A 1,140-nucleotide genomic window follows, 5' to 3' on the forward strand; every position below is an offset into this window, starting at 1 on the left:
AAGGGTCTCACCTTCGTGCCGTTCCTGCTGTACCTCAAGAACACGCTCATCATCGCCGTCCTGAACGTCATCGGCGTCTCGATATCGAGCGCGCTCGTCGCATACGGGCTCGCGGTCATCCCGTGGCGGGGCAGGGAGGCGCTCTTCCTGATCCTGCTCAGCACAATGATGCTCCCGGCCCAGGTGACGATGGTCCCTCTCTTCACCGTGTACACCTGGTTTCGCTGGATAGATACCTTCCTGCCGCTAACGGTCCCTGCATTCCTGGGGAACGCGTTCTTCATCTTTCTGCTGAGGCAGTTCTTCCTCTCGATCCCCAAGGATCTCATGGAGGCTGCGAAGATAGACGGCTGCACCGAGCTTCAGATCTTCCGGCGGATCGTCCTCCCTCTTGCCAAGCCCGCGCTCGCCACCGTAGCGCTTTTCACGTTCATGGGCGCGTGGAACGACTACCTGGGCCCGCTGATCTATCTCTTCAATGAGGACAAGTTCACCCTCTCGCTCGGGCTCGCGATGTTCCAGAGCCAGTACGGGTCCTACTACGGAATGCTGATGGCGGTTTCGACGGTGATTACCGTCCCGATCATCGTCCTCTTCTTCTTCACCCAGCGGACGTTCATTCAGGGAATCACCCTCACAGGCATCAAGGGGTAGAAAACACACATGGCGGACAGACGAGGCATCGAGAACGGATACAGTATCCCTGCGGAGACGCCTGACGACCTCTTCGGCATCGCGCGCGCGTACGAGGTCTCGCGGGCGTTCCACGTCGCTAACAACATTGACGTCTTTACTGAACTGGCCGGCGGCCCCCTTACTCTGGGGCAGCTCTCCGAGCGCACCGGAGTGAACGAGTCTTCACTGGAGAAGGTTCTGATCACGGCGGCAACCATAGGTCTGCTTGTCACTGACGGTGAGACGTTCACGAACAGCCTCTTGTCGGACCGCTATCTCGTGCGCGGCAAATCGAAATACGTCGGTGACGCGGTCTGGCTCACCAGCGGCTGGTGGGGCAGATTCCACGATCTCAGTGCCGAGATCATGGCTCAATACGAAGCGAGGCATCCCGGCGGCCAGGGTGTACGTCACGAGAGGTTCATCGAGGCGATGAACGACTTCGCCGCCAATGGAGAGGCGGAT

The 1,140-nt window shown here is 59.4% G+C and carries 2 protein-coding genes; both read left to right on the forward strand.

What is annotated here, in order from left to right; all coding sequences use genetic code 11:
* Positions 1-654 (forward strand): carbohydrate ABC transporter permease (locus KBC96_14995; GenBank protein MBP6965699.1); only part of this gene is annotated, 654 nt, incomplete at its 5' end.
* 9 nt (positions 655-663) lie between these two features.
* The coding region (locus tag KBC96_15000; GenBank protein ID MBP6965700.1) for a hypothetical protein at positions 664-1,140 on the forward strand (477 nt) is incomplete at its 3' end.

This window comes from Armatimonadota bacterium, from assembly GCA_017993055.1.
Taxonomy (GTDB): Bacteria; Armatimonadota; UBA5829; order DTJY01; family DTJY01; genus JAGONM01.